The organism is Bacillus sp. SH5-2, from assembly GCF_008368905.1.
GTDB classification, from domain to species: Bacteria; Bacillota; Bacilli; order Bacillales; family Bacillaceae_G; genus Bacillus_A; species Bacillus_A luti.
Genome location: NZ_QOSD01000023.1, coordinates 89134 through 114147, shown reverse-complemented (window position 1 = coordinate 114147; position 25014 = coordinate 89134). Strand labels below are relative to the sequence as shown.

30 protein-coding genes are annotated in these 25014 nt (G+C 35.6%); 7 read left to right on the top strand and 23 right to left on the bottom strand.

The window, feature by feature from the left end; genetic code table 11:
• The first annotated feature begins 21 nt into the window (after positions 1-21).
• Entirely contained in the window at positions 22-1761 is a 1740-nt protein-coding gene (locus DN410_RS20925; RefSeq protein ID WP_149177894.1) for an SgrR family transcriptional regulator, read from the top strand.
• A gap of 30 nt (positions 1762-1791) precedes the next feature.
• Positions 1792-2310 (top strand): general stress protein, encoded by a 519-nt coding sequence (locus tag DN410_RS20920; RefSeq protein WP_149177893.1) that lies wholly within the window; start codon positions 1792-1794, stop codon positions 2308-2310.
• Positions 2311-2364: 54 nt separating this feature from the next.
• Here DN410_RS20920 and DN410_RS20915 read toward each other — a convergent pair whose 3' ends face one another.
• Both DN410_RS20915 and DN410_RS20910 read right to left on the bottom strand, forming a co-directional pair.
• Positions 2365-2913, bottom strand: a complete 549-nt coding sequence (locus tag DN410_RS20915) for an NAD(P)H-dependent oxidoreductase (protein WP_149177892.1) — start codon at positions 2911-2913, stop codon at positions 2365-2367.
• Between the two features lie 23 nt (positions 2914-2936).
• Positions 2937-3476, bottom strand: coding sequence for an ester cyclase (locus DN410_RS20910; protein WP_149177891.1), 540 nt, complete (start codon positions 3474-3476; stop codon positions 2937-2939).
• A 169-nt stretch (positions 3477-3645) separates the two neighbouring features.
• On the opposite strand from DN410_RS20910, the gene DN410_RS20905 reads away from it, so the two are divergent.
• Positions 3646-3984 carry a winged helix-turn-helix transcriptional regulator gene (locus DN410_RS20905; protein ID WP_149177890.1) on the top strand — a complete coding sequence of 113 codons (339 nt, stop codon included), beginning with the start codon at positions 3646-3648 and terminating at the stop codon, positions 3982-3984.
• 55 nt (positions 3985-4039) lie between these two features.
• On the opposite strand, the gene DN410_RS20900 is transcribed toward DN410_RS20905, so the two are convergent.
• From DN410_RS20900 to DN410_RS20880, 5 genes are all read right to left on the bottom strand, one after another.
• Entirely contained in the window at positions 4040-5242 is a 1203-nt protein-coding gene (locus DN410_RS20900) for an MFS transporter (protein ID WP_149177889.1), read from the bottom strand.
• Between the two features lie 209 nt (positions 5243-5451).
• A complete protein-coding gene (locus DN410_RS20895; protein WP_149177888.1) occupies positions 5452-6030 on the bottom strand; it encodes a TetR/AcrR family transcriptional regulator in 579 nt (192 codons plus the stop codon).
• Positions 6031-6163: 133 nt separating this feature from the next.
• On the bottom strand, positions 6164-6478 hold the full coding sequence (locus DN410_RS20890) for a DMT family transporter (protein ID WP_000539674.1): 315 nt from the start codon (positions 6476-6478) through the stop codon (positions 6164-6166).
• A 2-nt stretch (positions 6479-6480) separates the two neighbouring features.
• Positions 6481-6825 carry a DMT family transporter gene (locus tag DN410_RS20885; RefSeq protein ID WP_149177887.1) on the bottom strand — a complete coding sequence of 115 codons (345 nt, stop codon included), beginning with the start codon at positions 6823-6825 and terminating at the stop codon, positions 6481-6483.
• A 965-nt stretch (positions 6826-7790) separates the two neighbouring features.
• Positions 7791-8150 (bottom strand): MerR family transcriptional regulator, encoded by a 360-nt coding sequence (locus tag DN410_RS20880; RefSeq protein WP_149177886.1) that lies wholly within the window; start codon positions 8148-8150, stop codon positions 7791-7793.
• 134 nt (positions 8151-8284) lie between these two features.
• Between DN410_RS20880 and DN410_RS20875 the strand changes: the two genes are divergently transcribed.
• Positions 8285-9055 carry an SDR family NAD(P)-dependent oxidoreductase gene (locus DN410_RS20875; protein ID WP_149177885.1) on the top strand — a complete coding sequence of 257 codons (771 nt, stop codon included), beginning with the start codon at positions 8285-8287 and terminating at the stop codon, positions 9053-9055.
• A gap of 66 nt (positions 9056-9121) precedes the next feature.
• Here the strand turns inward: DN410_RS20875 and DN410_RS20870 are convergent, their stop codons facing one another.
• Both DN410_RS20870 and DN410_RS20865 read right to left on the bottom strand, forming a co-directional pair.
• A complete protein-coding gene (locus DN410_RS20870; RefSeq protein WP_149177884.1) occupies positions 9122-9577 on the bottom strand; it encodes an N-acetyltransferase in 456 nt (151 codons plus the stop codon).
• 127 nt (positions 9578-9704) lie between these two features.
• The gene (locus DN410_RS20865) at positions 9705-10199 is read right to left on the bottom strand and encodes an Lrp/AsnC family transcriptional regulator (RefSeq protein ID WP_149177883.1); all 495 of its coding nucleotides are present in this window, start codon (positions 10197-10199) and stop codon (positions 9705-9707) included.
• Positions 10200-10405: 206 nt separating this feature from the next.
• Between DN410_RS20865 and DN410_RS20860 the strand changes: the two genes are divergently transcribed.
• Positions 10406-11317 carry a DMT family transporter gene (locus DN410_RS20860; RefSeq protein WP_149177882.1) on the top strand — a complete coding sequence of 304 codons (912 nt, stop codon included), beginning with the start codon at positions 10406-10408 and terminating at the stop codon, positions 11315-11317.
• Positions 11318-11350: 33 nt separating this feature from the next.
• On the opposite strand, the gene DN410_RS20855 is transcribed toward DN410_RS20860, so the two are convergent.
• The 9 genes from DN410_RS20855 to DN410_RS20815 all read right to left on the bottom strand — a co-directional run bounded on the left by DN410_RS20855 (position 11351) and on the right by DN410_RS20815 (position 19197).
• Positions 11351-11833 (bottom strand): PRK06770 family protein, encoded by a 483-nt coding sequence (locus DN410_RS20855; protein ID WP_149177881.1) that lies wholly within the window; start codon positions 11831-11833, stop codon positions 11351-11353.
• Positions 11834-11920: 87 nt separating this feature from the next.
• Positions 11921-12322: a nuclear transport factor 2 family protein gene (locus DN410_RS20850; protein WP_149177880.1), complete on the bottom strand. Its 402-nt coding sequence runs from the start codon at positions 12320-12322 to the stop codon at positions 11921-11923.
• A 162-nt stretch (positions 12323-12484) separates the two neighbouring features.
• Positions 12485-12889: a DoxX family protein gene (locus DN410_RS20845; RefSeq protein WP_149177879.1), complete on the bottom strand. Its 405-nt coding sequence runs from the start codon at positions 12887-12889 to the stop codon at positions 12485-12487.
• 151 nt (positions 12890-13040) lie between these two features.
• The gene (locus DN410_RS20840; protein WP_149177878.1) at positions 13041-14114 is read right to left on the bottom strand and encodes a DUF871 domain-containing protein; all 1074 of its coding nucleotides are present in this window, start codon (positions 14112-14114) and stop codon (positions 13041-13043) included.
• Positions 14115-14162: 48 nt separating this feature from the next.
• The gene (locus DN410_RS20835) at positions 14163-15527 is read right to left on the bottom strand and encodes a PTS transporter subunit EIIC (protein ID WP_048567144.1); all 1365 of its coding nucleotides are present in this window, start codon (positions 15525-15527) and stop codon (positions 14163-14165) included.
• Between the two features lie 24 nt (positions 15528-15551).
• Positions 15552-16436, bottom strand: a complete 885-nt coding sequence (gene murQ / locus DN410_RS20830; RefSeq protein WP_149177877.1) for an N-acetylmuramic acid 6-phosphate etherase — start codon at positions 16434-16436, stop codon at positions 15552-15554.
• A gap of 301 nt (positions 16437-16737) precedes the next feature.
• A complete protein-coding gene (locus tag DN410_RS20825) occupies positions 16738-17601 on the bottom strand; it encodes a MurR/RpiR family transcriptional regulator (RefSeq protein ID WP_149177876.1) in 864 nt (287 codons plus the stop codon).
• 29 nt (positions 17602-17630) lie between these two features.
• On the bottom strand, positions 17631-17945 hold the full coding sequence (locus tag DN410_RS20820) for an outer surface protein (RefSeq protein ID WP_149177875.1): 315 nt from the start codon (positions 17943-17945) through the stop codon (positions 17631-17633).
• Positions 17946-18069: 124 nt separating this feature from the next.
• Positions 18070-19197, bottom strand: a complete 1128-nt coding sequence (locus DN410_RS20815; protein WP_000899805.1) for a cation:proton antiporter — start codon at positions 19195-19197, stop codon at positions 18070-18072.
• 277 nt (positions 19198-19474) lie between these two features.
• Between DN410_RS20815 and DN410_RS20810 the strand changes: the two genes are divergently transcribed.
• Positions 19475-20878 carry a branched-chain amino acid transporter BcaP gene (locus DN410_RS20810; RefSeq protein WP_149177873.1) on the top strand — a complete coding sequence of 468 codons (1404 nt, stop codon included), beginning with the start codon at positions 19475-19477 and terminating at the stop codon, positions 20876-20878.
• Between the two features lie 28 nt (positions 20879-20906).
• On the opposite strand, the gene DN410_RS28045 is transcribed toward DN410_RS20810, so the two are convergent.
• From DN410_RS28045 to DN410_RS28825, 4 genes are all read right to left on the bottom strand, one after another.
• Positions 20907-21077, bottom strand: coding sequence for a hypothetical protein (locus DN410_RS28045; RefSeq protein ID WP_179958631.1), 171 nt, complete (start codon positions 21075-21077; stop codon positions 20907-20909).
• Between the two features lie 12 nt (positions 21078-21089).
• Entirely contained in the window at positions 21090-21293 is a 204-nt protein-coding gene (locus DN410_RS20805; RefSeq protein WP_000435800.1) for a hypothetical protein, read from the bottom strand.
• Between the two features lie 80 nt (positions 21294-21373).
• Positions 21374-23833 carry a LamG-like jellyroll fold domain-containing protein gene (locus DN410_RS20800; RefSeq protein WP_149177872.1) on the bottom strand — a complete coding sequence of 820 codons (2460 nt, stop codon included), beginning with the start codon at positions 23831-23833 and terminating at the stop codon, positions 21374-21376.
• Between the two features lie 262 nt (positions 23834-24095).
• The gene (locus tag DN410_RS28825; protein WP_370456826.1) at positions 24096-24344 is read right to left on the bottom strand and encodes a hypothetical protein; all 249 of its coding nucleotides are present in this window, start codon (positions 24342-24344) and stop codon (positions 24096-24098) included.
• On the opposite strand from DN410_RS28825, the gene DN410_RS20795 reads away from it, so the two are divergent.
• Complete coding sequence (locus DN410_RS20795) at positions 24229-24612, top strand: S-Ena type endospore appendage (protein ID WP_370456825.1); 384 nt, start codon at positions 24229-24231, stop codon at positions 24610-24612. The genes DN410_RS28825 and DN410_RS20795 overlap by 116 nt on opposite strands.
• A 57-nt stretch (positions 24613-24669) precedes the next feature.
• On the opposite strand, the gene DN410_RS20790 is transcribed toward DN410_RS20795, so the two are convergent.
• Positions 24670-25014, bottom strand: a complete 345-nt coding sequence (locus DN410_RS20790; RefSeq protein WP_149177870.1) for a DUF3992 domain-containing protein — start codon at positions 25012-25014, stop codon at positions 24670-24672.

Sequence of the window (25014 nt, the reverse complement as noted above, 5' to 3'; positions counted from 1 at the left end):
GAAAGAAGGTAGTGTATACGCATGAAGATTATGGACTATTACATTCGTTTAAGATTACATGCACAAGATCAACAACATATACGAAATAGCTTACAAGAATTAGCGGATATTTTATATTGCAGTACGAAAAACGTAAAAATTTTATTAAGGAAAATGAGTGAAGAACAATTCATTCGCTGGACTCCAGGGAGAGGTCGTGGGAATAAAACAGAAATTATATTTATACATAGTTTCATAGAAGCAGTTGAATCCTATACAGATGAACTATTGGCACAAGAAAAATTAAAGGATGTCTTTCTCCTTTTAAAGGAGCCCCTGCCTTCTACACTTCATAAAAACATTGAAGGTAAACTCCATCATCATTTTGGCTATGAACCTTCAAATGATATGTACGACATTTTAAAAATTCCAATATCAAGAAAAGTAATGCCGCTGGATCCCGCTTTTGCGGCTGTTACAACAGAGAGCCATCTTACGAGTCAAATTTTTGATACATTAGTCGTTTATAACGATATTACCGAAAAAATGGAACCGCACATTGCACATACGTGGGAATTAAGTGAAGACGGGCTTACATGGACGTTCTATTTACGAAAAGATGTACATTTTCATAACGAAACAGTTTTAACTTCTAAAGATGTTCAATTTTCATTTGAAAGATTAAAGCAAGTTCACTCTCCTTTCGAATGGTTAACAGAAGAGATTGTTCAAATTGAAACACCATCACCACTGCAAATTCGATTCCATTTAGCAAAACCCAACCTTTTTTTCTTACATTACGTGAGTTCCATGCAACTAGCAATTTTACCGCTTGATGCGAGTATTCAAAATCACCACTACATCGGTACTGGACCTTTCAAACTTGCTCATTACTCTGAAGATAATATCGTACTCGAAGCATTCATCCATTATTTTAAAGAGCGTGCATTATTAGACCGTATTGAATTTTGGGGTATTCCTGATCATGTGCAAGTAGATTCTGACTATGAGCTGCCAAATGAAGAGGAAGATGACAGACACGACATACAAATAGAAGAAATAGGCTGCGTTTATGCTGGGTTCAACTTTACAAAATCTGGTCCACATCATGACATTTATTTTCGTAAAGCTTGGAGAGAAATATATGATGTTGAAACGATACTTCGTAACATAGAAGGCAGACGAACAATTGCTGCTTCGAGCTTTTTCCCTGAAAAAAGTCGCCAAGCCCAGAAGAGATCTTCCTCTTTAGAAAAGGCGAAAGAATATTTGAAAAAGAGCACCTATAATGGAGAGACGATACATATTTATTTCTTCGCATTTAAAGATAGTGCAAATGATGCAGATTTCCTAAAAGAGCATTGTGAACGTTTAGGTATACAAGTAGAACTCCACCCATTTCTCGTTTCAGACTATATGGATCGTACTATCGATCAACATGCCGATATTATTTTAATGGGAGAAGTGTTTGCTACCGATCATGAAATTGCATTCTTAAATGTATTTAAAAATAAAAGTTGCTTCGTAAGCCGGTTCATGGACCCACACTATGAAAAACAAATTAACTGTTTGCTAGATACATTTTTACTAGAAGAAAATAAAGAAAAACGTTATGAACTCATGTATGAGATCGAAGAATTTTTACAAACAGAACACATCATTTTATTTAACTATCACGTTTTAAAAAGAAAAACATATCCCTCTGCTTTAAAAAATGTAACAATTGATTCATTCGGTTGGGCGAATTTTGCGAAGTTATGGATACAGCCATCCACGTATTAAAATGCGAGTCATTATAAAAGGAGAGAAACCATGAAACGCACCCTAGAAAAAAGACTTTCCTATCTATACACAGGTGAGTTATTTTCAGTCATTACTTTTATTTTCACAAGTTACTTACTTAATTATGCTTATCCTACGTTACATTTATATTCCCTATATTCTTTTTGGGTCTCATTTCTTCTTTTAGAGTTTATCTTATTACAAGGAATAATTTACTGGTACGTAAAGTGGAAACGACTAAAAAAAGAGAAAACATCTGTTACGCCTATTAGGATGATTCAATATTTAAAAATACTTAAAAAGATAAATATTGCATTAATTATCACAGGATTTATTACGTTTACTATTGATTTTGTAATTTGGTATCCTTACTTACCTTTAGGTGGGCTATCATTCACTCTATTTATTTATATTTTTGCATTACTTGAGTACATTAACTATTATCATACTCAACTTTCATACGATAACATCTCTGATATTAAACATTTAATCCAATCAAAAAAACTAAAGCAGTCCTGTATAAGTAAAGATTTTCAACGTATTTCATAAAAGAGAAGGTACTACATCCTTAGTAGTACCTTCTTCATATACAGATATAAAATATTATTTAATTACTTCATCTAAGTGATCTTTCAAGTTTAATAAAAACTGCTCAATATCCGGATTCTTCACCACATCATAACAAGCAAAACTCTTTAACGGACTCATCCCAAGAAACTTCTGCACGCGGTGTAAATGACTAAGCGTTGATTCTAGACTTTCCCCTTCAAAGAACTTCGTCTTATCTCCAAATGAATTTTCAGGTGCATTCCAAGTTGTAGAGAACATATACTCTTTCTCTGTTAATAAACCACCTGTTCCATATTCATCTGCACCTTTAAAGAACAAACCGTATTCATACACTTCATCCATATACGTTTTAAATAATCCTGGAACACTAAACCAATAAATCGGTGTTTGATAAATCACAACATCAGCCCATAAAAATTTATCTTGTTCTTCTTTTATATTGTATCCATCTTGAATCGTTGTTGTTTTCACATGATGGCTCTCGCTTAATACAGTAACCATATAATCTACTAACGTTTTATTTAATCGTCCTTCCTTTGTACCGTATTTTTCATGTCCATTTATAATAAATATATTTTTCATCGCTTTTCTCTCCCCTATATGATCTACTCTTCAGCTATTAAGCCGAGTTGCTGCTGTAGTGTAAGATTATCTTCTAAATGCCAATCTTCCGTTATCTTTCCGTCTTTTACATGTAAAATATCAATGGCAAAAAAATTGATTTTCTTACCATTATGCGTTCCTGTAAAAGAAAGACGGGCTGTTACTTTATCACCAACAACTAATAAATCTTCAATCTCGCAATGTATATTAGGAACGACTTTACGAAAATTTTGCGCTGCAAACTTTAACCCTTCAATGCCTTGTGGTCGCCCTTTCGGCAATGTATTATCAAAAAAATTTTCAGTAACAGTCTGCGGAATAAGTTCCTCCTTACCTGTATCCCAAAATGCATAAAAACGCTGCGCTGCATGAACCATTTCGGTCGCTTCCATTTTACTTAGTGAAGGATCGATTGTCATTGTTTTTGCCTTTGGCATTTCTTTTAATAACTGAACTTCAGTTTTTTCTTCTACACCACATGCTACAAGCACAATACAAATAACAAACAAACTAAGAAATCCAAATAACCTTTTTATCCCCATGGAAATCACCACCTCCTTATATAAATCCTTTGTGTTTCGTATTGCTATTGTATATGCATTAACTTCCTTTACGGAAGTAGTGATATTTTTTTCATATAGTTACCAAAATTATAGTTTTGTGATACTATAAAGCAAATTCATACAAAAAAATTTTATGGAGGCTAGTTCCATGAACAATATAGATCCAGTTGGATTAACGAAAGGTTTACCTGGCATACCTTGTCCTATCGCTAAAACCCTTGATGTAATTAGTACAAAATGGACGTTTTTAATCATCCGTGACCTTCTTATCGAAGGAACATTACGCTTTAGTGATTTACAAAAATCAATGGACGGCATTAGTCCGAAAACATTATCGCTTCGACTAAAAGAATTAGAAGCTCAAGGCATTATAACGAGAAAAGTATATCCGGAAGTTCCGCCTCGTGTAGAGTACACATTAACGGATAAAGGAAAGCAATTAGAGGGGATTTTTATTGAATTAAAACGGTTTGGATTAAGTTTATAAAATGAAACTTTAATCAGAATAAAACAAAAACCCCTTACCGTCGTAAGGGGTTTTATTACTTCGCAAAACTTTCAGCTAGCTGTTTTTCTCTCCACATAAATGTAATAGCGAGACCAACTATTAAAACAACGCCTGAAAATGCATATGGATAATGAATATTCATATCAAATAATATTCCGCCCATCGCTGGTCCTGCGATATTTCCTAAACTCGTATACGTCGAGTTCATACCAGCAACGAATCCTTGCTCTTTTCCAGCTGCTTTTGATAAAAACGTCGTTAAAGCGGGACGAAGTAAATCGAATGCTAAGAAAATGAAGCAAGTAACGAGAAGTACAATCCAATAATTAAAGACTACAGTTGATACGAACGCTAACACTGCTCCTACAATTAAACATATTTGAATTAACACTTTTTCACCAAATATGTCTACTAATTTTCCAAACATAAATACTTGCACCACTACCCCAAAGATGGAACTAATCGTAATAATCGCAGCAATATCTTTCGGCGTGAAACCAAATTTATGATCAGAAAACAGACTAAATACCGTTTCATATGCTGATAAACCAAATGCGAGTACAAATACAATAATAAATGCGATTGCATACATTGGGTTTAATGATTTCTTTAAATCTCCAATAAAGCTTGATTCTTTCGTATTAGAAGAAATTTCTGCAAGCTCTTCTTTCGTTAACGGCTCTTTCAAAATAAAGATCGAAATCACACATGCTACAAATGCTATAATTGCTGCTACGAAGAACGGCACACGTATACCGTATTCTGCAATAAACCCACCGATTCCAGGTCCAATAATAAATCCAGTACTAATAGCCGCAGATAAATATCCCATCGCCTTTGGACGTTCCTGAATAGATGTAATATCCGCAACATATGCCGTAACACCAGGCATAATAAACGCGGCACTAATTCCGCCTAACATCCTCGCTGCATAGAGCATCCACACATCTTTTCCTAATCCAAACAGAAGCTCTGAAACACCAAAAACAAATAATCCAATGATTATCATTTTTTTCCTACCATAAAGGTCAACCCACCGACCTGTAATAGGTGACGTAATGAGCTGAGCCATCGCAAACACTGCAACAAGATACCCCATCGTCTTCCCTGTTAAATTCATATCATTCATAAAGGACGGCATAACCGGAATGATTAATCCAATCCCTAAAAAAGCGATAAATATATTACTCAAAAGAATGACCAATACCATCTTTTGTTCTTTTATCGGTTTCTTCACGTTTTAACACCTCTTCCCGTAAGTTCCTATCAAAAAATAATGCCCAAGAAGCTTTTTCTTTATCCTTCTATTTGTGGGCTAATCATGAGTGGAGATGCCCCCTACTCGTTAGAATTTCACTCTACCCTTCCACACATACACATTAGGTGAATGACTATCATTCAGTTTTCCTCAAAAATGAACCTACCTTTTCAGACAGGTTCATCTTACTATTTCTTTATATGTAGTGCATGTGTTAAAAAATCTAGTACTTCTGCCTTTTGTAAATCCACTTGCTCATCATCTTTATGATCATATAAATAAACTTGTTCCGCTGCTGATTCAACAAGAGCGATAAATAACTTCGCTGTTCGCTCTGCATGAACCGAATCACGAATTTCACCAGCTTCTTTCGCCTCACTTAAAAATTCACTTAACCACATATAAAGAGGCTCATACACAGCTTCCCATTCTTTTATATGTTCAGTAGATGCAAGACCCGCATACATTAAAGCTTGTATTTCACGATATTCCGCTATGAAGTTAAACACCGCATCTATTACTTGCGTCACTTTACTTGAAAAAGGTGCATCGTTCTGCACTTTTTCCTTTACTGCAAGTATCATTTTTTCAACCATCACTTCTGCTATTGCAGGCATAACGGATAACTTAGAAGGAAAATATAAATAGAAAGTTCCTTGTGCAATGCCAGCCAGTTTCACGATATCAGAAATCTTCGTTTTTTCAACGCCCTTTTCCTGAAACACTTCAATAGCTGCATAGACAATTTTTTCTTTTTTATTCATCATCTAAACCCTTTCACACACATATTGAATGACTGTCACTCATTTTATAAAATAACTAGCTGTACTGTCAATTATGGTGCACTTTTTATAATAAAAATCCCCTAACGACTGACTTGTTAGGAGATACAGTATATCTTTACGAAAGAGCCTTTAATCCTGTCACACCACATACAATAAGAGCCACACTAATAATACGTGCCTTACTTTTCGATTCACCAAACAGGAACATGTTTAATAAAACGGCACCTGCTGTTCCAATACCAATCCAAACCGCATACGCGACACTTACTTGTAAAAATAAGAAAGATGTATATAAGAATGCGAAGGAAGTTGCAAAGCCACCTATATAAAGTGCTCCATTTGCTAACGTTTTATCTTTACTATACATTTTTAGACCGATCACACCGACTATTTCACTAATTGCAGCACAAAATACGAAAAACCAACCCATCTTTAAGCAGCTCCTTCCATCGTTTCTTCTTTATTATCAGCTAGCTTTAAACCGATAACGCCAGCTACAACCATCACGATAAAGAATAATTTCCCTACACTGAAACTGCCGCCGAAAAGAAATACATCCATTAAGAAAGTACCTACCGTACCAGCTCCAGCGAAAACAGCATATACAGTTCCTGTTGCAAGATGTTCACACGCTTTAGAAAGGAAGTGAAAATCAACAGCGATAACTCCTAAAATAATAATCCAATGCCACCAAGTATCGGCTGTATTAAAGCCAAACACCCAAAAAACTTCAAAGATACATGTTAATATGACATATAACCAAGCTTTATTTTTCATACCTCTCACCTCTTATGACTGTCTATCAGTCATTTTTATCTTAAAAAAATATACTCCTTAATCACTACTATATATAAACAACTATCATCCTCATTTACCATTATATTTGTTCCACTTCCAAGCTAACTACATACTCCTACAGAAAATGACTGAATGTCATTCATAAGTATTGTACAAAAATATTTTAAAAACTGTCAATGCCGAAAGTTTATTTAAAATTTCTTTCATCCGATTTGTATATTTCCTAATAATCTGTCAATACTGCTAGTAACATAATATTTTCTCCATTCCCCCTTGGAGAGATCCCTTGAATAGAGCAGTTAGCTTTTGCTACCTGCTCTTTTTATTTTTCATCTTTCATAATCCCATTCAATCGCATGTTCACTTGATCCAAAATAGCATTTATATTCAATTACCACTTTCACTTTTTCATTCTACAATTCGATATGCAATATTTCATATTTTATTATCGCAATATCACTTTATTAACCATCACTTTATATAAACGGGTCTCTATTATGCATTAAATCAACATTTGTAATTTAATTCCTTATTTAAAATATCTAGTTTTTATTTTTAAACACTATATTCGGATAATTATATTGGAATTTCTTGCTCTACACATTCAAATACGTATTATGTATTATGTAGGAGAAGAGTAATTAAAAGACTTACTCTTTGCTATTGAGGGAAGAGCCTGAGAGCCATATCAGGCTCTTCTTTGTTTATAAACTTATATGCCGGAAATCGCGATTTATCTACTATAATATTCCTTTTGGACCCAGTTTAATAAAAATAACAATCATTTATTCAACTATAAAAATATACATACTAAATTTTCAAATCCAATTTATCGAGCAGTTAGCTTTTGCTAGCTGCTCGTCTTTATTTGCAGGTCCACCATGATGGAATACTCCTAGATCAAATCCATTTTTATCATATAACTAAAGATCGAATGATGTTTTCTATTTATTTTCCAAAGAGGCTTTGTATGCAACAATTTTATCCTCCAGCACCTTCTCTGTAATTACTAAGTTTTCTCTTTGAGTTTGAATAGATGTTTTATGATTTTCTAGCAATTGCAAACGAGCTTCAGTTGTATGCTCCCCTTCTAAATATAATCTAGCGTATTCTCTTATTTTCGCTATTGGCATTTGCGTTTGTTTTAATTTCATTACAAACTGCAGCCACTTTATATGTGACTCTTCATAAAGTCGATTTCCATTTGTATCGCGATTTGCAATTAATATATTTTCCTTTTCATAATAACGTAGTGTATGCGTGCTCACTCCTAATAATTTAGCTACCTCGCTAATTGTGTACATACTCTAACTCCCTCCATATGCTTACCCTTATATATTTTACGGCCTTATCAAATTTATAAAAAACATTTGACTTAGAGTATACTCTAACAAATACAATCTAACCATAAATTAATTTGAACTTAGGGGGATTTTATATGAAATACACTGTTATTACTGGTGCAAGTTCTGGAATCGGTTATGAAGCAGCTTTAGCCTTTGCATCTCGCGGAAAGAACTTAATACTTGTAGCTAGAAGACAAGAAAAATTAGAGGGATTAAAATTAAAAATTAACGAAATGAATCCAGAATTGGACGTTGTCATTCGAAGAACGGATTTATCCATCACAGAAAATGTTTATAAGCTTTATGAAGGTCTACAAAATTTTCAAATTGAAACGTGGATTAATAACGCAGGTTTTGGTAATTTCGCCTCAATTGCTGAACAAAATTTAAATAAAATCGAAACGATGTTACATGTAAATATAGAAGCATTAACGATACTCTCTTCTCTTTTCGTTCGAGATTATTCCATGGTTGATGGCACACAACTTATTAACGTTTCATCGGGCGGCGGGTACACGATTGTTGCTAATGCTGTTACGTACTGTGCTACGAAATTCTATGTAAGTGCATTTACAGAAGGTTTATCTCACGAATTGAAAGAACAAGGTGCAAAACTGCAAGCAAAAGTTTTAGCTCCTGCTGCAACTGAGACAGAATTTGCGAAACGCTCATTTGATATTGATGAGTTCCAATACGATAATGTTGTACCGCAATTCCACACTGCAGAACAAATGGCACAATTTATGCTTGATCTTTACGATAGCGATAAAGTTGTAGGGCTTGTCGATGGTTCTACTTATAACTATGAACTTAAAAATCCCATTTTTAATTTTGCAGTAAGAAAAACTAATTCAAGTTCTTAATTTCCCCTAAAACATAGATGCCCACTATTACGTAAATAATAGTGGGACTTTTTCTATCTGAAAATTTCACCCAACATACCGAATCATCGCCACTTCATCACAATAATCAACCTTTGGACAATGCCTACAATCAATCCATACTTTCTCAGGCAATGCCTCTCTATTCACAAAATCAAACCCGCATTTTTGAAAAAATTCCGTTTCATACGTTAAAGAAATGACTCTACTCACTTTTATCTTCGCTGCCTCATTTATTACATGGTTCACTAACATACGCCCGATTCCTTTTCCTGCATATGTATGCGAAACAACTAAAGATCGTACTTCTGCAAGGTCTTCCCCTAATACATGTAATCCAGCAACTCCAACAATTTCCCCGTCTGCTTTCATAACATATAAACATTGCAAATATTGATAGAGAGACAACAAAGAACGCGGTAAAACAACTCCCTCTTTTGCGTAAATTTCAATGAGATTATAAATTTCTTTCACATCACTTGTGACTGCATTAAAGATTTTCATATTCTATCCCCTTGCCCCAAGATTAATATTTATAACTTTAAATGAATTTTAATTCATAATTTTATATAATAATACCTCTCTCTTTTCTCCTCGTCAATCAATTTATACAAACAAAAAACCGAGCAATCTAATCACTGCTCGGTTCCTCATTTCGTATCGGTAATACCGTCGAATATTTAATTTCACGCAGTGCTAAGCTCGTCTGTATACGTGTAATACCAAGCTTATTCAGCTTTCTAATAAACTGCTCCAGCTCCTTACGATCACGATTTGCAACCTTTAGTAAATAATCATACTCTCCTGTTAAACAGTGACATTCTAACACTTCCGGCATCGATTCTAATTCTTTCTCCAACACCTCAAGTTTATCCGATTGATGAATATTCGTACTCATAAAAATGAAGCATAACAAATCAAAACCAAGCTTTTCTTGATTTAAAATGGCTACTTGCTTATCAATGAACCCTTCTCCATCTAACCTTTTTATTCTTGCATGCATCGCAGCTGGTGATAAATTAACGCGACGTGCTAGCTCTGCATTACTTACTTGTGACTCCTTCTGCAATATATCTAAAATTTGTACATCTAAATCATCTAACACTTTAATAACAGACGACTCCATTACAATTTCCCCCTTTTTTCTTACCGATGATTATTCGAAAAAACACCTTATACTCTCTATGAAACCGAACATTTTTTCATTAAAATCATTTTCAACTAAACATTTTATCGAGTTTTTATCATTATACAAAAGAATATATTACACAATAAAGAAAAATGCTAAAATTATTTACAATTCACATTGATTACAACAAAGGGGATTTTAACATGCCTTATTTTTATGTCTTTTTATTATTACTAACGAGCTTATTATGGGGAGGCAACTTTGTCGTTGGAAAATCACTCGTCGATCACGCGTCTCCAATGACACTGACAAGTTTAAGATGGATGATTGCAATCGTTTGTTTATTACCAATGGTTTGGTTTAAAGAAAAGAAAATCATTCCGCCTCGTGCTGCAATACTTCCGTTAATACTGATGGGGATTTCAGGGGTTGCTCTTTTTAACATCTTTCAATTTTTAGCATTAGAAAAAACATCCGCAACGAATGTAGGGCTTATTTCTACATTGAACGCAATTTCAATTGCACTATTTTCAGTATTATTTTTAAAAGAAAAAGTAAATACACTTCAAATTTTATCTATGATTCTTTCATTCTTCGGGGTTATCCTCGTCCTATTAAAAGGTAACTTTGCACTTTTATTTTCACTACATTTTAATAGCGGGGATTTATGGATGGTTGCGGCTGTTTGTATTTGGGGAATCTATTCTGTTTGTAGTAAATGGGCAACAAAAACAACGACGCCACTTATGGCGACGTTATACTCTGGTATTTTCGGTGTTATTTTATTACTGCCATTTAACATAGGAAGCTTCACTGTTACAAATATAAATACTTCTTTCATCACATCACTTTTATATACAGGACTCATTTCCACAGTTCTTTGTATGGTGTTTTGGAATATTGGCGTGCAAAAATTAGGAGCTACAACGTCGGGGATTTTTCTAAACTTCAATCCGATTTTCACAGCGATCTTAGCATTCTTTTTCCTCGGTGAAGAACTAACATGGATACAAATTTTAGGGACAACGATCGTCGTAACAGGGTGCTATTTATTTTCTCATTTCAAAACTGTTGCTGTTCAGCCGACTAGAGCTTTACTGCGAAAACATTCTTAATCAAAAAACATCGCCACCCTAGTGGCGATGTTTTTATTTACGTTTCATTTCTTTCACATACTGCTTTTCTTCTTCTGGCGATAAACGTTCTGTTGCCTTTCCAGTATCACCACCTTGAATTTCCCACAAAAAGTTATGCTCCTCAACCGTTTGTGAAAAATCCCCTTTCTCCCAGCGCTCTAAAGTGGCAAGTAGCTTTGACTTATGTTTAAAATTTGTACTGCTTTCTACTGCGGTCTTCGCACTACGAATTTCCTTATTTGTCATTTCAATAAATCCCCATTTTTCAGAGGATTTCACTTTTTGATGTACCATCCTATGCATGGTAGAAATAATTTCATCCTCACTAAATTGTGGCTTCTCTTCCGCAACTTTCTTGTCCTGTTGGCTCATCACTTTTTGTGTTTTAAGACTATTCTCCTCTTCCTCTATATAATTAAGAAGTTTAGTAACACCGAATACAGCCCCTATCGCAATTACAATCATTGTAATTGTCCCTATAATCCATTTTTTCATATTATGTACTCCCCATTCCCCTAATAATCACATAAACAAATGGAATCGCCTGCACACAGTCGATTCCATTTGTTTCCTTATTTCATTTTAAACCTTCATTGCTTCTCGTACAATATAACTATCCACATATTGCTTGAATTTTACAATTTTCCCATTCTCGAACTGCCATATGTGAACGAAATCTGCTTCAAATAATTTTCCCGTTTCTTTATAAACTCCCGAATAAACACCTTCAGCAATAATTACATCTTTTCCGTTTACTTCATGGTACATATTTACACTCGCTTTATAATCATCCCATTCTGATCCTAAACGACTAAATACATTTTCCATTATTGCTTCTACACCTATATAAGTTCCCCCGTAAGGGAACCCTTCTGCCTCTGTCCATTCTGCTTTTTCAGAGAGGGCTTCTACTAAATGTTTTGTATTCGAAGAAGCTGATCCTTCATACGTGCTTTGAATCATTTCTAAATTTGATTTAGGCATATTACTTCCTCCCGTTTTATTTATTTTTTACACAAGATGTAACTATTTTAGTTACAGTTACATCTTGTGTAAAAAAATAGTTACATTGTTTTATTCTTAATCTATAAAATGTAATCATTATAGTTACAACAATCCTTCAAGTCAACAATTTATAAATAAAGTCTACTTCGTTTTCATTACTTTCTCTTTTAAGAAACAATCTACATATCCTTCTGCTTTTACAACGAATAAATACGCACTCATTGATAATAACGCAAGGTCTAATTCATATCCTGGATTCTTTCCATCTCCTAATAATCCTGCTGCTCCATTTACCTTTACGATAGCTCCAGCTAAAATAAGAGCGAATAACAATCCTACATATCGTACGCCTAAACCAATAATTAATAATATACCACCAACTAATTCAGCTGTTGCTACGCCATATGCAAGAGCACCTGGTAAGCCGATGCTTGTAAACCATCCTGCTACGTTATCGATACCTGATTGAAACTTCGTTAAACCGTGCGCAAAGAATGTCACTCCTAACACGATGCGAATAATTAAATTCCCAATGTATTGATTCATTTTGAACCCGCCTTTTTGTTTTGTTATAGTGAACTTTTATTCACAAGTCAAAACAATACTGTATTTTATTTCATTCGTCAAATACTTTTTTAAAGAAAACAAAAAACATTATCCCTTTTACGAATAATGTCTTTTACAAAATAGCGCTAATTCAAGCTTTTACTCTATCACATAGAAAAAGTTGAAACTTTTTCCCAGCATCAATATACGGCAATAAAGATATGTCTTCCTCCACAACCATTCCAACAACATTCACTTTCTCATCTACAAGTAAATCATGTACAACAATTTGCATCTCTCCAGCATATCTACCGTACAATTCATTATCAATTGTAATGCTGCCTTTCTTTCTTGCAATTGTATGCATCGGCTGTAACACAATTTTATTTCCTTCTCTTGATTCTACAGAGCGAATGACATCACGAGCTGGATCTAATCGATTTGTATGCACTTGCTCTACCATTTTTAATACTTCTTTATCAGATATAAGTGATTTGTAGCGCAGCGGAATAACCCCTCTACTCGCACTCGCTATCTCTTGTACACTTTCTAGACTTCCGCTTATATCCCCGATTAACACCTTATCGACACCACAATCTTGTACAAGTTCTAAATACGCTTCAAGCGGGCGCATATTGCGGTGCTTTTCTAACGTTGGTAATCCTTCATATAACGGGCCCCGTTTCTCCCCATCCCCTGAAATAAATGCCATCGTTTTTATTCCGCACTCATGTAAATATTGATTTTGCTTTTGCAAGAAGAACTTTGCTAGTCCTGTCTCTGGGCGCGGGTAAAAATTATGCCACGCTTCTACATTCTCTACTCGTATATTTTCCGCAAGTAACTCTTTCCAAAATGAATCTGTAATCGTGCTCGCATTTAAAGCCACCTTCATCTTCTGAGATACGCGTGCAATTTCTTTCGGCGTGATGCCATAATCCATTCGCAAACCAGTAATACCCCAGTCTACTAACTCTTTGACATTTTCGTACGTCATTCCTAAATGGTGTAACGATTTTGGAGAAACATCGACCATTAATTCCATTTCATTTTCAAGAGCCTGCTTCCCAAGTATTTGAATTAACTCTTTATACGTATTTGGATCATCTTCTGGTATATGAAGTGATGTAAAAATAGATGAAAACCCGTTTTCCTTCGCTACTTTTAGCCATTCTTCTTGTTGCTTTACTCGCTCTTTTGAAAGATAAATTGATACTCCTAGCATATGAATCTCCCTTTCTATGAATAGAAAAAGAGAAAGGAATCCCTTTCTCTATATGTTTTCTGCCATTTCTTCTTTAAATCCGAAGAAGTACGTAAAGATGAATCCGAACGTATATGCCACTACTAATCCAAGGAAATATAATAAATATTTATTATCAGCAATTAACGGAATTAATGATAATCCTGATACGCCAATTCCGAGTGCGGCTGTTTTCATAACTGCTTGGAATGCACCACCGACAGCTGCTCCTAAACAAGCGGTAAGAAACGGTTTCCCAAGTGGTAATGTAACCCCGTATAATAACGGTTCGCCAATTCCTAAAAAACCAACTGGTAATGCACCTTTAATTACGTTACGAAGTCGTTTGTTTTTTGTTTTTACAAAAATCGCAATGGCTGCGCCTACTTGACCAGCCCCAGCCATTGCTAGTACTGGTAATAAAGGTGTTACATGCGTTTGATTAATAAACTCCATATGAATCGGTGTTAAACCGTGGTGTAATCCGACCATAACGAGCGGTAAAAATGTTCCGGCAAGCACTGCTCCAGCAAACGCGCCGCCAATATTTAAAATACCATTAATTCCGCTTGTAATTCCTTCCGATAAGAAACCTGCAACTGGCTGAATTGCTAACATCGTTACGATACTTACGACTAACACAGTAATGAGTGGTGTCACGATAATATCAACTGCATTTGGCACCGCTTTTCGAACTTGTCTTTCCACTACAACCATAAGCCATGCTGCAAAAATAACTGCAAACAATCCGCCCCGTCCGGGTACGAGTGCTTCACCGAATAATTTTACAGTCGCCATCGCTGGATTAAAAATTAAAATACCAGCAATTGCCCCAAGAACCGGTGTCCCGCCAAACTCTTTCGCTGTATTCCAGCCGACTAAAATGCCTAAGAATGTGAAGATACCGCCACCAATAAGTAGTAACATTTGTAGCCATGTTGCATTCGGATCAGCACCTGCGTTTTTCGCAAAGTTAGCAACCCCGTTTATAATTCCCGATGCAACAAGACCCGGAATTAACGGAATGAAAATGCTTCCTATTTTTCGTAAAAAGTTTTTCACTGGTGTATTATTTTTCTTTTTAATCTCTGACTTCATCTCTTGCCCAAGGTCTTCAAGGTGATGATCTGCCACCTCACCAATTCGCAGTCCCGTTAAACCTTCCATCTCAGCTGCTACTTTATTTACTGTCCCTGGACCAACGACAACTTGAAGCGTTTCATCTTCAATGACCCCCATAACGCCTTCAACCTTTTTCAAAAGGTCCATATTCACTTTACTTTCATCATGAAGCGTTAATCGTAACCTTGTCATACAATGAGCAATGCCACGAATATTTTTTACTCCCCCAAGTTGCTCTGAAATTTCTTTGGCCATTCTCTCTTCTTTCTTCATAATAGAATCCCCCTCCCTATTATTTTATAATGCCTTCTTCACAAACCCTTTCGCATATTTTAATTTCTCTAACGCTTCCCCATACTCACACTGCAATAACACCATAACAATCGCTGCTTTCACGTTACGTTCTGCTTTTTCATAGTACTCTGTCGCTACTTCATAACTAGCGCCTGTTGCTTCCACAATAATTCGTTTTGATCGTTCTACTAACTTTTCGTTTGTAGATTGAACATCTACCATTAAATTTTTATATACTTTCCCAACACCAATCATAGATGCTGTTGAAATCATATTGAGTACTAATTTTTGCGCTGTACCAGCCTTCAAACGCGTTGAGCCTGTTAAAATTTCTGCGCCTGTTTCTACTTCCACATTTAATTTTGCATATTTACTTATTTCAGCATTTTTATTACAAGAAATACTCGCAGTGCTCGCTCCCACGCTATGCGCGTATTTCAATCCGCCAATTACATAAGGAGTTCGGCCACTTGCTGCAATTCCAATCACAGTATCTTTCTCGTTTAATCCAATACTTTTTAAATCTTCTCCTGCTAACTCTTCGCGGTCTTCGGCACCTTCCACCGCTTTGGTAAACGCTTTCATTCCACCTGCTATAAATCCTTGCACCATTTTATCATCTGTACCAAATGTCGGTGGGCATTCCACTGCATCTAAAATACCTAAACGGCCACTTGTACCAGCCCCAATGTAAATTAATCGGCCCTCTTCTTCAAAAGATTTAATAACAGTCTGCACAACTTTTTCAATCTGTTCTATCTCTTTTTCAACTGCTAACGAAACAGTTCGATCTTCTTCATTCATACTTTGTAACACTTCTTTTATACTCATCTCATCTAAATTCATCGTCTTTTCATTACGGTGTTCTGTCGACAAATTTTCTAACATATTACCACCTACTTTGAAATTTAATTTCATACTTTAATTATAACTTTAAGAAATTTAAAATCAACATTACTTTATTATTTTATGAAATTTAATTTCTTTTCATGACGAATTTATCCCACTTTAACTGGCAGTAAGACCCCCACCTCAAATTCAGCGAAAGCAAAAAAGATAGGTGGGGGATCAACTGCCTGTAAAAGTCCGATTGGTTCAACTAATAATAATTGGGGGATGAACAAAACCCCCAATTATTAAAGTTTCACTTTATGTCAGTATGCAAAAAAAGATGGGTTTCCCCATCTTTTCATTTTAACTTCCGTAACCGCACTGCTTCTTCTCTTGTCTCCATAAATTGATCCAATACATTATTACCAATTCGGTTGAAAGTAATTACATATAAAGCATCAATCATATTCAGTTGCGTCATTCTTGAAGCAATACTCGCAATACGGTGATCTTGCTCTACATCTGGCATACAAAGACGAATGTCTGCCTCTTTATATAAAGGTGATGATTGATCGAGCTTTGTAATTGCAATAACTGTTGCACCTTGTCTTTTCGCATATTGCGCCATCTCAAGTATATCTTTCGTACGACCCGATGTTGAAATCGCCACAAATATATCGCCTTCTTTTAAATTCGTCACAAGTGGCAACATCATATGAAAATCAGATAGCATCATCGCTGTAAATCCGAGCCTCGTAAATTTATAAGCCCCGTCCATCGCCGGAGTAGCTGATCCGCCTACTCCGTAAAATATAATTTTATCCGCATTTACAATAAGGTCCGCTGCTTTCTCCAGTTCCTTCTTATCGATAGCCGTAACGCTCGCCTCAATTGCAGCTTTATTCACATATGTAACTTTATTAAACAAGTCGTACGGTCCATCTTCCGTATTCATCACTGAAAAATCGTTAATATTATAATCAGCAATCGTTAATTCACGAACGAGTGCTATCTTAAATGCTTTAAAACTTCCGATTCCAATCGATTTACAAAAGCGAACGACACTCGCTTCACTTGCGCCTGCATTCGTTGACACTTCTTTCGTCGTTAAATTCGGTACAATCTCTGCATTCTCCATTATGTACATGGCAACCTTCTTTTCAGCTGGTGAAAATTGATCCATATTACTTTCAATTTTAAATAGTAATGTTGAAGCTTTCACTATTTAACCTCCACTTCTTACGGTTGCGTTCACTTATTTTCTCTTGCTTCAAGAAGGTAAAAACCATCATCGCCAGGAGGATGAAACACATTTACAATGCGATTCCCTTTTTGATAAACAGTTCTTTCCCCTTCTGTCCACTTCTTTTCCCAACCGTTCATCCAAATCGCAACATCAGGTAAAAAAGCAGTATATTTCAGCTTCTGATCGTACTCACCATCTGCCTCTTCCGAAAAAATAGAAATCGGAAAATCTTTCACTTTTGATTCTTTCCATGCAGTAAATGGTATACATACTGCAATAAGTACGATTACACCGATAACCTTCTCCTTCGTAATCTTCACACTTCCCTCTCCTTGTCATATCACATACATAGATTTTACCATAATTACAAACCCTTCATGCTATATGATCATTGCTTTTGGGAATAAAAAAAGAGCTTACCTACATCAGATAAGCTCTTCCTCTCTAGACGAAATACTTCTTCAAAAGTGGCGGCGTAATAATCGTCGTTAATATAACAACAATGACAATCGCCGTGAAATTTTCTTTCGCTAATAAATTCGCCGTAAGTCCATTTGCTGCGATGATAAGCGCTACTTCTCCGCGCGATACCATTCCCGCACCGATACTAATAGAAGATTGAAGGTTGAATCCTGTTAATCTTGCTCCTAAACCTGATCCGATTAACTTTGTGAAAATCGCAATAAGCGTCATAATAATAATGAACCAAAGTTGACTTCCAATGCCTTGAAATGTAATTTCCATTCCGATACTTACGAAGAACACCGGCACAAATATCGCATAAGCAATCGGTTCAATTTTATGTTCTACTTCATGCTTATACTCCGTTTGAGAAATGGCAATCCCTGCTGCAAATGCTCCAATAATACCTGCAATCCCCATCATTTCACTGTAATACGAAAAAGAGAAACAAATAATAAGTGCCGCACTAATTAATGCTTCTGATACACGAAGTGGGACAAGCATTTTCATAATCCACGGAACCACTTTCCATGCGATAAAAACAATACTTACAAAGAAAATAAGTTTCTTTGCGATAACAAGTGTTATATTCACATCTTGCGTGCCTAAAAAACTCATAACAAACGCTAATAAAATAACGACAATGACATCATCAAATACGGCAGCACCTAAAATCGTTGTACTTTCTCTCGTATTCATTTTTCCTAAATCACGTAACGTTTGCACTGTGATACTAACTGACGTTGCGCAAAGCAATAATCCTAAAAAAATTGCATGAGATTGTATTAATCCAAACAGCAATCCCGTTACATAACCACCGATGAAAGGAAAAATAATTCCACCAGCCGCTACTGCAAATGATGATTTCAAATTCCGATTTAACTCTTCTAAATCTGTTTCAAGTCCAGCCATAAACATAAGGAGTAAAACACCAATCTCACTCAGTTCATCAATCAGTTCAGAACTATTTATAATACCGAGTACTGCTGGACCGATAATAATACCGACAATTAATTTACCTAGTACAGAAGGCTGACCGAGTCTTACGCTAATGTCACCAGCCAATTTCGTACAAAGTAAAATGACGACAAGTTCAAAATAAAATAACATAGCATCTACTCCTACTTTAACTTTAATCAGTGGGTTTTCTCCATCTGAAGTAGATTGGTAACCCCCGTCTATTTCTGCAAGTAGTTTCTCCTATTCATCCGCATTTTATTTGTCATATTTTTATTTGACAAAATATTCTGAATTATAATAAAATTAATCCAGCAATTTCAAAAATTACATACCATAACTGTACCTCCATTTCCTTACATACTCTTTTTTAGTGGACTCATACTATATTCGCGGTTATGGAAATGAAAAAACGGGGGGAGAGTCCAAAGTGAAGTCATTATTACGAAAAAAAGCGCTTAGTACTGAATCACCACGGCAGTTAGAGAGAACATTAACAGCACTTGATTTAACGTTTTTAGGAATTGGTGCCGTAATTGGGACAGGGATTTTTGTATTAACAGGTATTGTCGCAGCAAAACATTCTGGTCCTGGTATTATGCTTTCATTCCTCATTGCTGCATTTACTTGTGCTTGCGTAGCCTTTTGTTATGCGGAATTTGCTTCTTCTATACCTGTCTCAGGAAGTGTGTATACTTACGCATACATGACAGTCGGAGAAGTCGTCGCCTTCATCGTTGGTTGGTGTTTAATGCTCGAATATTTACTGGCAGTCGCAGCCGTAGCTGTCGGTTGGTCTGGTTACTTACAATCTTTACTACAAGGCTTTAACGTACACCTTCCCGCCATTATCGCTTCGGCCCCTGGCGTCGGAAAAGGTGGTCTGATTGATTTACCAGCTGTTTGTATTTTACTACTCATTACTGGTTTATTAAGTTTTGGTATACGTGAAAGCGCACGCATTAATAATATTATGGTTCTTATCAAGTTAGCTGTTATTATCGCCTTTATCGTAGCAGGCGCAAAATATGTAAAACCTGAAAACTGGACACCGTTCATTCCATTCGGATACGACGGTATTATTACTGGAGCTGCTACTGTATTCTTTGCCTTTTTAGGTTTTGATGCGATTGCAACCGCTGCGGAAGAAACGAAAAAACCACAACGTGATTTACCAATTGGCATTATTGGTTCCCTTCTTATTTGTACTGTTTTATACATGATTGTATCTTTCGTTTTAACGGGTATGGTTCCTTATACACAATTAGATGTTTCTGATCCAGTTGCATTTGCACTGCATTTCGTTGGTGAAGATACAATTGCAGGACTACTCGCTGTTGGGGCGATGACGGGAATGACAACCGTTCTTTTAGTCGTTATGTATGGACAAGTTCGCGTTTCGTATGCGATGAGCCGCGACGGTTTACTTCCAAAAGCGTTAGCGCGTGTGAATAAAAGAGTAAAAGTCCCTTTATTAAATACGTGGATCACTGGCGTTGTTGCTGCTTTATTAGCAGGACTTTTAGACCTGCACGTATTAGCGAATTTAGTAAACATCGGTACGTTAACAGCCTTTACATTCGTTTGCTGCGCTGTCCTTATTTTGCGAAAAACACATCCTAACTTAAAACGTGGATTCCGTACACCTTTCGTACCTGTATTACCAGTTGTTGCGATTCTTTGCTGTTTATATTTAATGATTAATTTGTCTAAAACAACATGGCTTAGCTTTATAGCTTGGCTTATAGCCGGCTTATGCTTCTATTTCTTCTACTCTAGAAAACATAGTCATTTAGCTACTGAAAAAACAAATGATGAAAAGAAAAAAGCATAACAAAATAGCTCGCCGATGAAACGGCGAGCTATCTTTCTGTACTATTATTTTTTTTCGTTAACGATTGTAAAATGAAAAATATGCCGATGCAAGCTGTAAACCATGCCCAATTTCCTATTGGCGTTGAGTATTTAACAATTCCAATACCTACAAGTAATAGAAAAATAATCACCTGATATATGAGCTTCCACTTTTGCATATATTCCCTCCTTTACTTCGTTCCCTTCTTTTTCTTCTTCCATGCATTTAAACTATCAAAGAAGAAATTAATAAATAACGTGCCTAAACCCGCTAATAAAAACGTCATTAAAAATAGAACCCAAATACTTTTATCTTTTAATAAATAATATCCTACAAGGAGCACAACCGCGATCCATACATATTCAAGAATTCTTTTTAGTTTTTTCTGTTCCAACTTATTCGCTCCCTTTTTCTATGCTATTTTTAGTATAACAAAAAAGAAGCCTATCATGATAAGCTTCTTTTTCTTCACTCTTATCTGTTCATACTTTTTTCAACAATTGAAATCGCATACTCTAATGTACGATTCATCGTTTCTACCTGTGCATCTTTTACTTTCACATCTTTTAATACAGCCTCTGCAACTGTAATTTTTTGATGTAATGATTTCACTGAACCGTCCGTTACATTCGCCGCTTGCGCTTTTTTCACTACTGCTTTTGCAGATTCAATATTGATTTGTAATTTTTCTTTCAGTGTTTTCGGTTGTTCTACTACTTTAGATTGTACAAATGTTTGATTTGCAGTTTTTAATTCATTATACGCTTGAATAATTTGTTCCCCAGTACTTGCTACATTTTCAAACACTTGCTTTGCATTATTATAGCTTTTCTCTAATTCTTGAAACGCCTCTTTTGAATATTGACCTGGCTTATCACCAAACTCATACGTACCAGCTAACACTTCTTTTATTTTTCCAAGCTCTTCAAATAATGCATTTACTTGCTCTAACTTCGTACGAGTAGAAAACTCATTGTACGCTGCTAATACTTCTGAAGAACTTAACGCTTTACTATATAATTTCGCAAGCGCGATTTTACCGTTTAACGGAATACCACCATTTCCATTACTACCAGGATCAGCTCCAAGTGCAAATGGTACGTTCGGATGATACACTTTCCCTGTAGCTGGCTGACTATTTACTTTTTTACCATCTACGTAAATTGCTACTTCACTTCCGTTATACGTTCCTGTTAAGTGATATGTTTTGTTTGCTTCTAATTGAACTCCAACACGTTTATAACTGCCGCCAATGTGAGCCCATAATTCAACATATCCACTTCCTGTAGACTCAAAACCAATTCCGCCGCTCTCTGTATTTTGCAAAATACCTTGGCCGCGAAGTTCATTCATTGAAAATACAGTTTCTAACGTAAACGTATTTGCTACTTTTTCTTTTTGTGCTGCTGAAAACGGAAGGTATCCAAATGTATTTGCTTGTCCGTTTAGCTTCATCACATTCTTTTTCAATGCTTTATCATATTCAATAGTCACATTGCCCTTCACATCACCTTTTGTACCAAATGGTGAATTGTCTTTAAATGTACCATCTGCAAAATTCACATCGAAAACATCAGCCTTTGGTACTTTTACGTTCGGGTCAATATCATCTTTTTTCGTAGTAATTTCTGCCGTTAACGGCTGCGCACTTTCATTGCCAAATGAATCAATTGCAACAACTTCCAACGTATATGTTTTCCCGCCATCTAACCCTGCAAGCGTAAACGTAAGGTCTTTTGGCACTGGGTCACGGTAAAACTCTGAGAATGCTAATAATTTATTTTTAATCTCGCCTGTTTGTTTATCCTTTGCTTGTACGCGATAAGAATGAACAAGAAGGTTGTCCAACGCTTGCGGGAACGTTACTGTTGCCGCATTTTCTGTTACATTTGATACAGCAAGCTTTGCATCCTTAGCAAAGTATGGCTTTTCTTTATCTCTATCTTCTACATGTGTAAATGTATCTTTCTTTGCCGGTAATTTAATTTTCCAAGGCTCGCCTGTCCAAGAATTTGTATGGAAATCACGGCGATTAATCGTTACTTCTTCATCATCAACTTCTACTAATAAACCTTGACTTAAAGTACTTGCTCCTGGCGGGATATTTCCTTGTACTTTACCACCTTCAACCTCCATATAACTTACTGAAGATGTGCCAACCGATGTAAAATCTTTTTGATGAATCGATCTTGGATCATCTAACGGATAGTGTGAATGGCCTGAAAACGTAATAACCTGTGGGTATTCTTTTAATACCTCATTAATTTTCGCACTATCTTTTGTTCCCCATTCTTGACTACCGTATACTGTATCTTTAATATGTTGATGTAAAAATACGAAAATTGGTTTTTCTGGATCATCTTTTTGCGCCTTTGCCATCTCTTCTTTTAACCAATTAATTTGCTTGTCCGAATAATATCCATGAGTTGTTCCATCCTCTGGAGACATAACAAGGAAATGATAACCTTTTACTACTTTATGATAATAAATTGATTCCATTCCTGTTTTTTCTAAGAAGCGCTTCTGTGCTCCCTCTACAGATAAACCGTTCCAATAATCATGGTTACCAAGAGAATTCATTCGCACGGCATTTTTATTTGCATTTTCATTATACACTTGCATGAAACGATCATATTGTTGTACCGATCCTGAATCAGTAAAATCTCCCACAATTACGAACGCATCTTGTTTAGGTGCAAGTGTATTAAGTTGCTCGATTGCCCGTTTCCAGCGAAATGTATCATCTGTTCCACTATTTTTAATGTGTACATCACTTACAACTGGAAAAACTATCTTCTTCTCACTTGGTGCCTTTTCTTGCTTTTCCTCTTCTGCCTTGACTGATGTACTCCACGGAAATGATACAAACGCTAATACAAAAACCATTAATAATCCAATAAGGCCTTTTACTTTTCGTAAAGCTGTTCTGTCCACGTGAATCCTCCTCATAATAATTGATTCATTACAAGGGCTATTTTATCTAAAGCATATTAATGTCGTTTAAATAACAAATGAATTTTATTAGATTTTTGTAAATATACAGTTAATTAGAAGTTAAGTCCAACATTCCTCTTACTATTGTATATAACCACCTTTTGTCTAAAAAGAGTCTGATCATTCTTTTCCTATGACTATTCACATATAATCTTTTCTATAACACTAATGATAAGTTGAAATTTAAGCCTATTAGACAATCTTAATTTTTAACATTTCCTTCTTTTTTTAACACATCGGCCATGCTTCTACATTTAATAGTAGTAAAAGACAACTTAAAAGGAGGGGTTGTATTGAAGTACCAAAAAAATATTGGCTGTTTCGCTCCTTTATCTATCATTTGTCCAGACCCTTGTCCACCGCCCCCTCCTCCAAATCCAAATTGCGAGCGAGTAACAAATGAATTTGCAGGGAATTTCCTCATAACGAATAACACCATTCCATCTGCCAAAGATACATCACAATCAATGATACTGTGGCAAAGTGATGGGATACTACTTATATCAGGTACGGTCTCGGTTTACAATAGTACTAGCAGCACCGAAGCAGTTACAATTCAAATCGTTGGAGCAGTAACCAATATTTTCACTGTGTTTCCTGGCAATACGATATCTTACACAGGCAAAGACTTACAATCTGTCAGTATTATTAATATACAAAGTAATCCTTCACTATATTTAGAAGGCAAGTACTGTTGCCAATTTACATGTTGCTTATAGAATACCAATTTCATTACTTTCTCAATAAAAAAAGCATACCACTTACGGTATGCTTTTTTATGAGATTGGATAACGTACTGTAATACAAAATTCTCCTTGATTAACAGTTGTTCCTGTCGTAGTAATTCGGACAGTAGTAAAATATCGTACAGTGAAAGTACCACTACTTTGCGGCTGTACAGTAATTGTATCAATTACTGTAGCACCTACTAAAAAATCAACTGTAATCGGGTTCGCACCTACATTATATTTCACGTACCCTGAACCATATACTTCTTGCGTAATATTATTTGTATATACAATTTGAGTACCAGCACCTGTAATAGACCAGTCTGTACATACTTGATCTTGCACAAGTGTTTTATTAGAACAACAAGACAAACTGGAACTTCTCATTCCCAT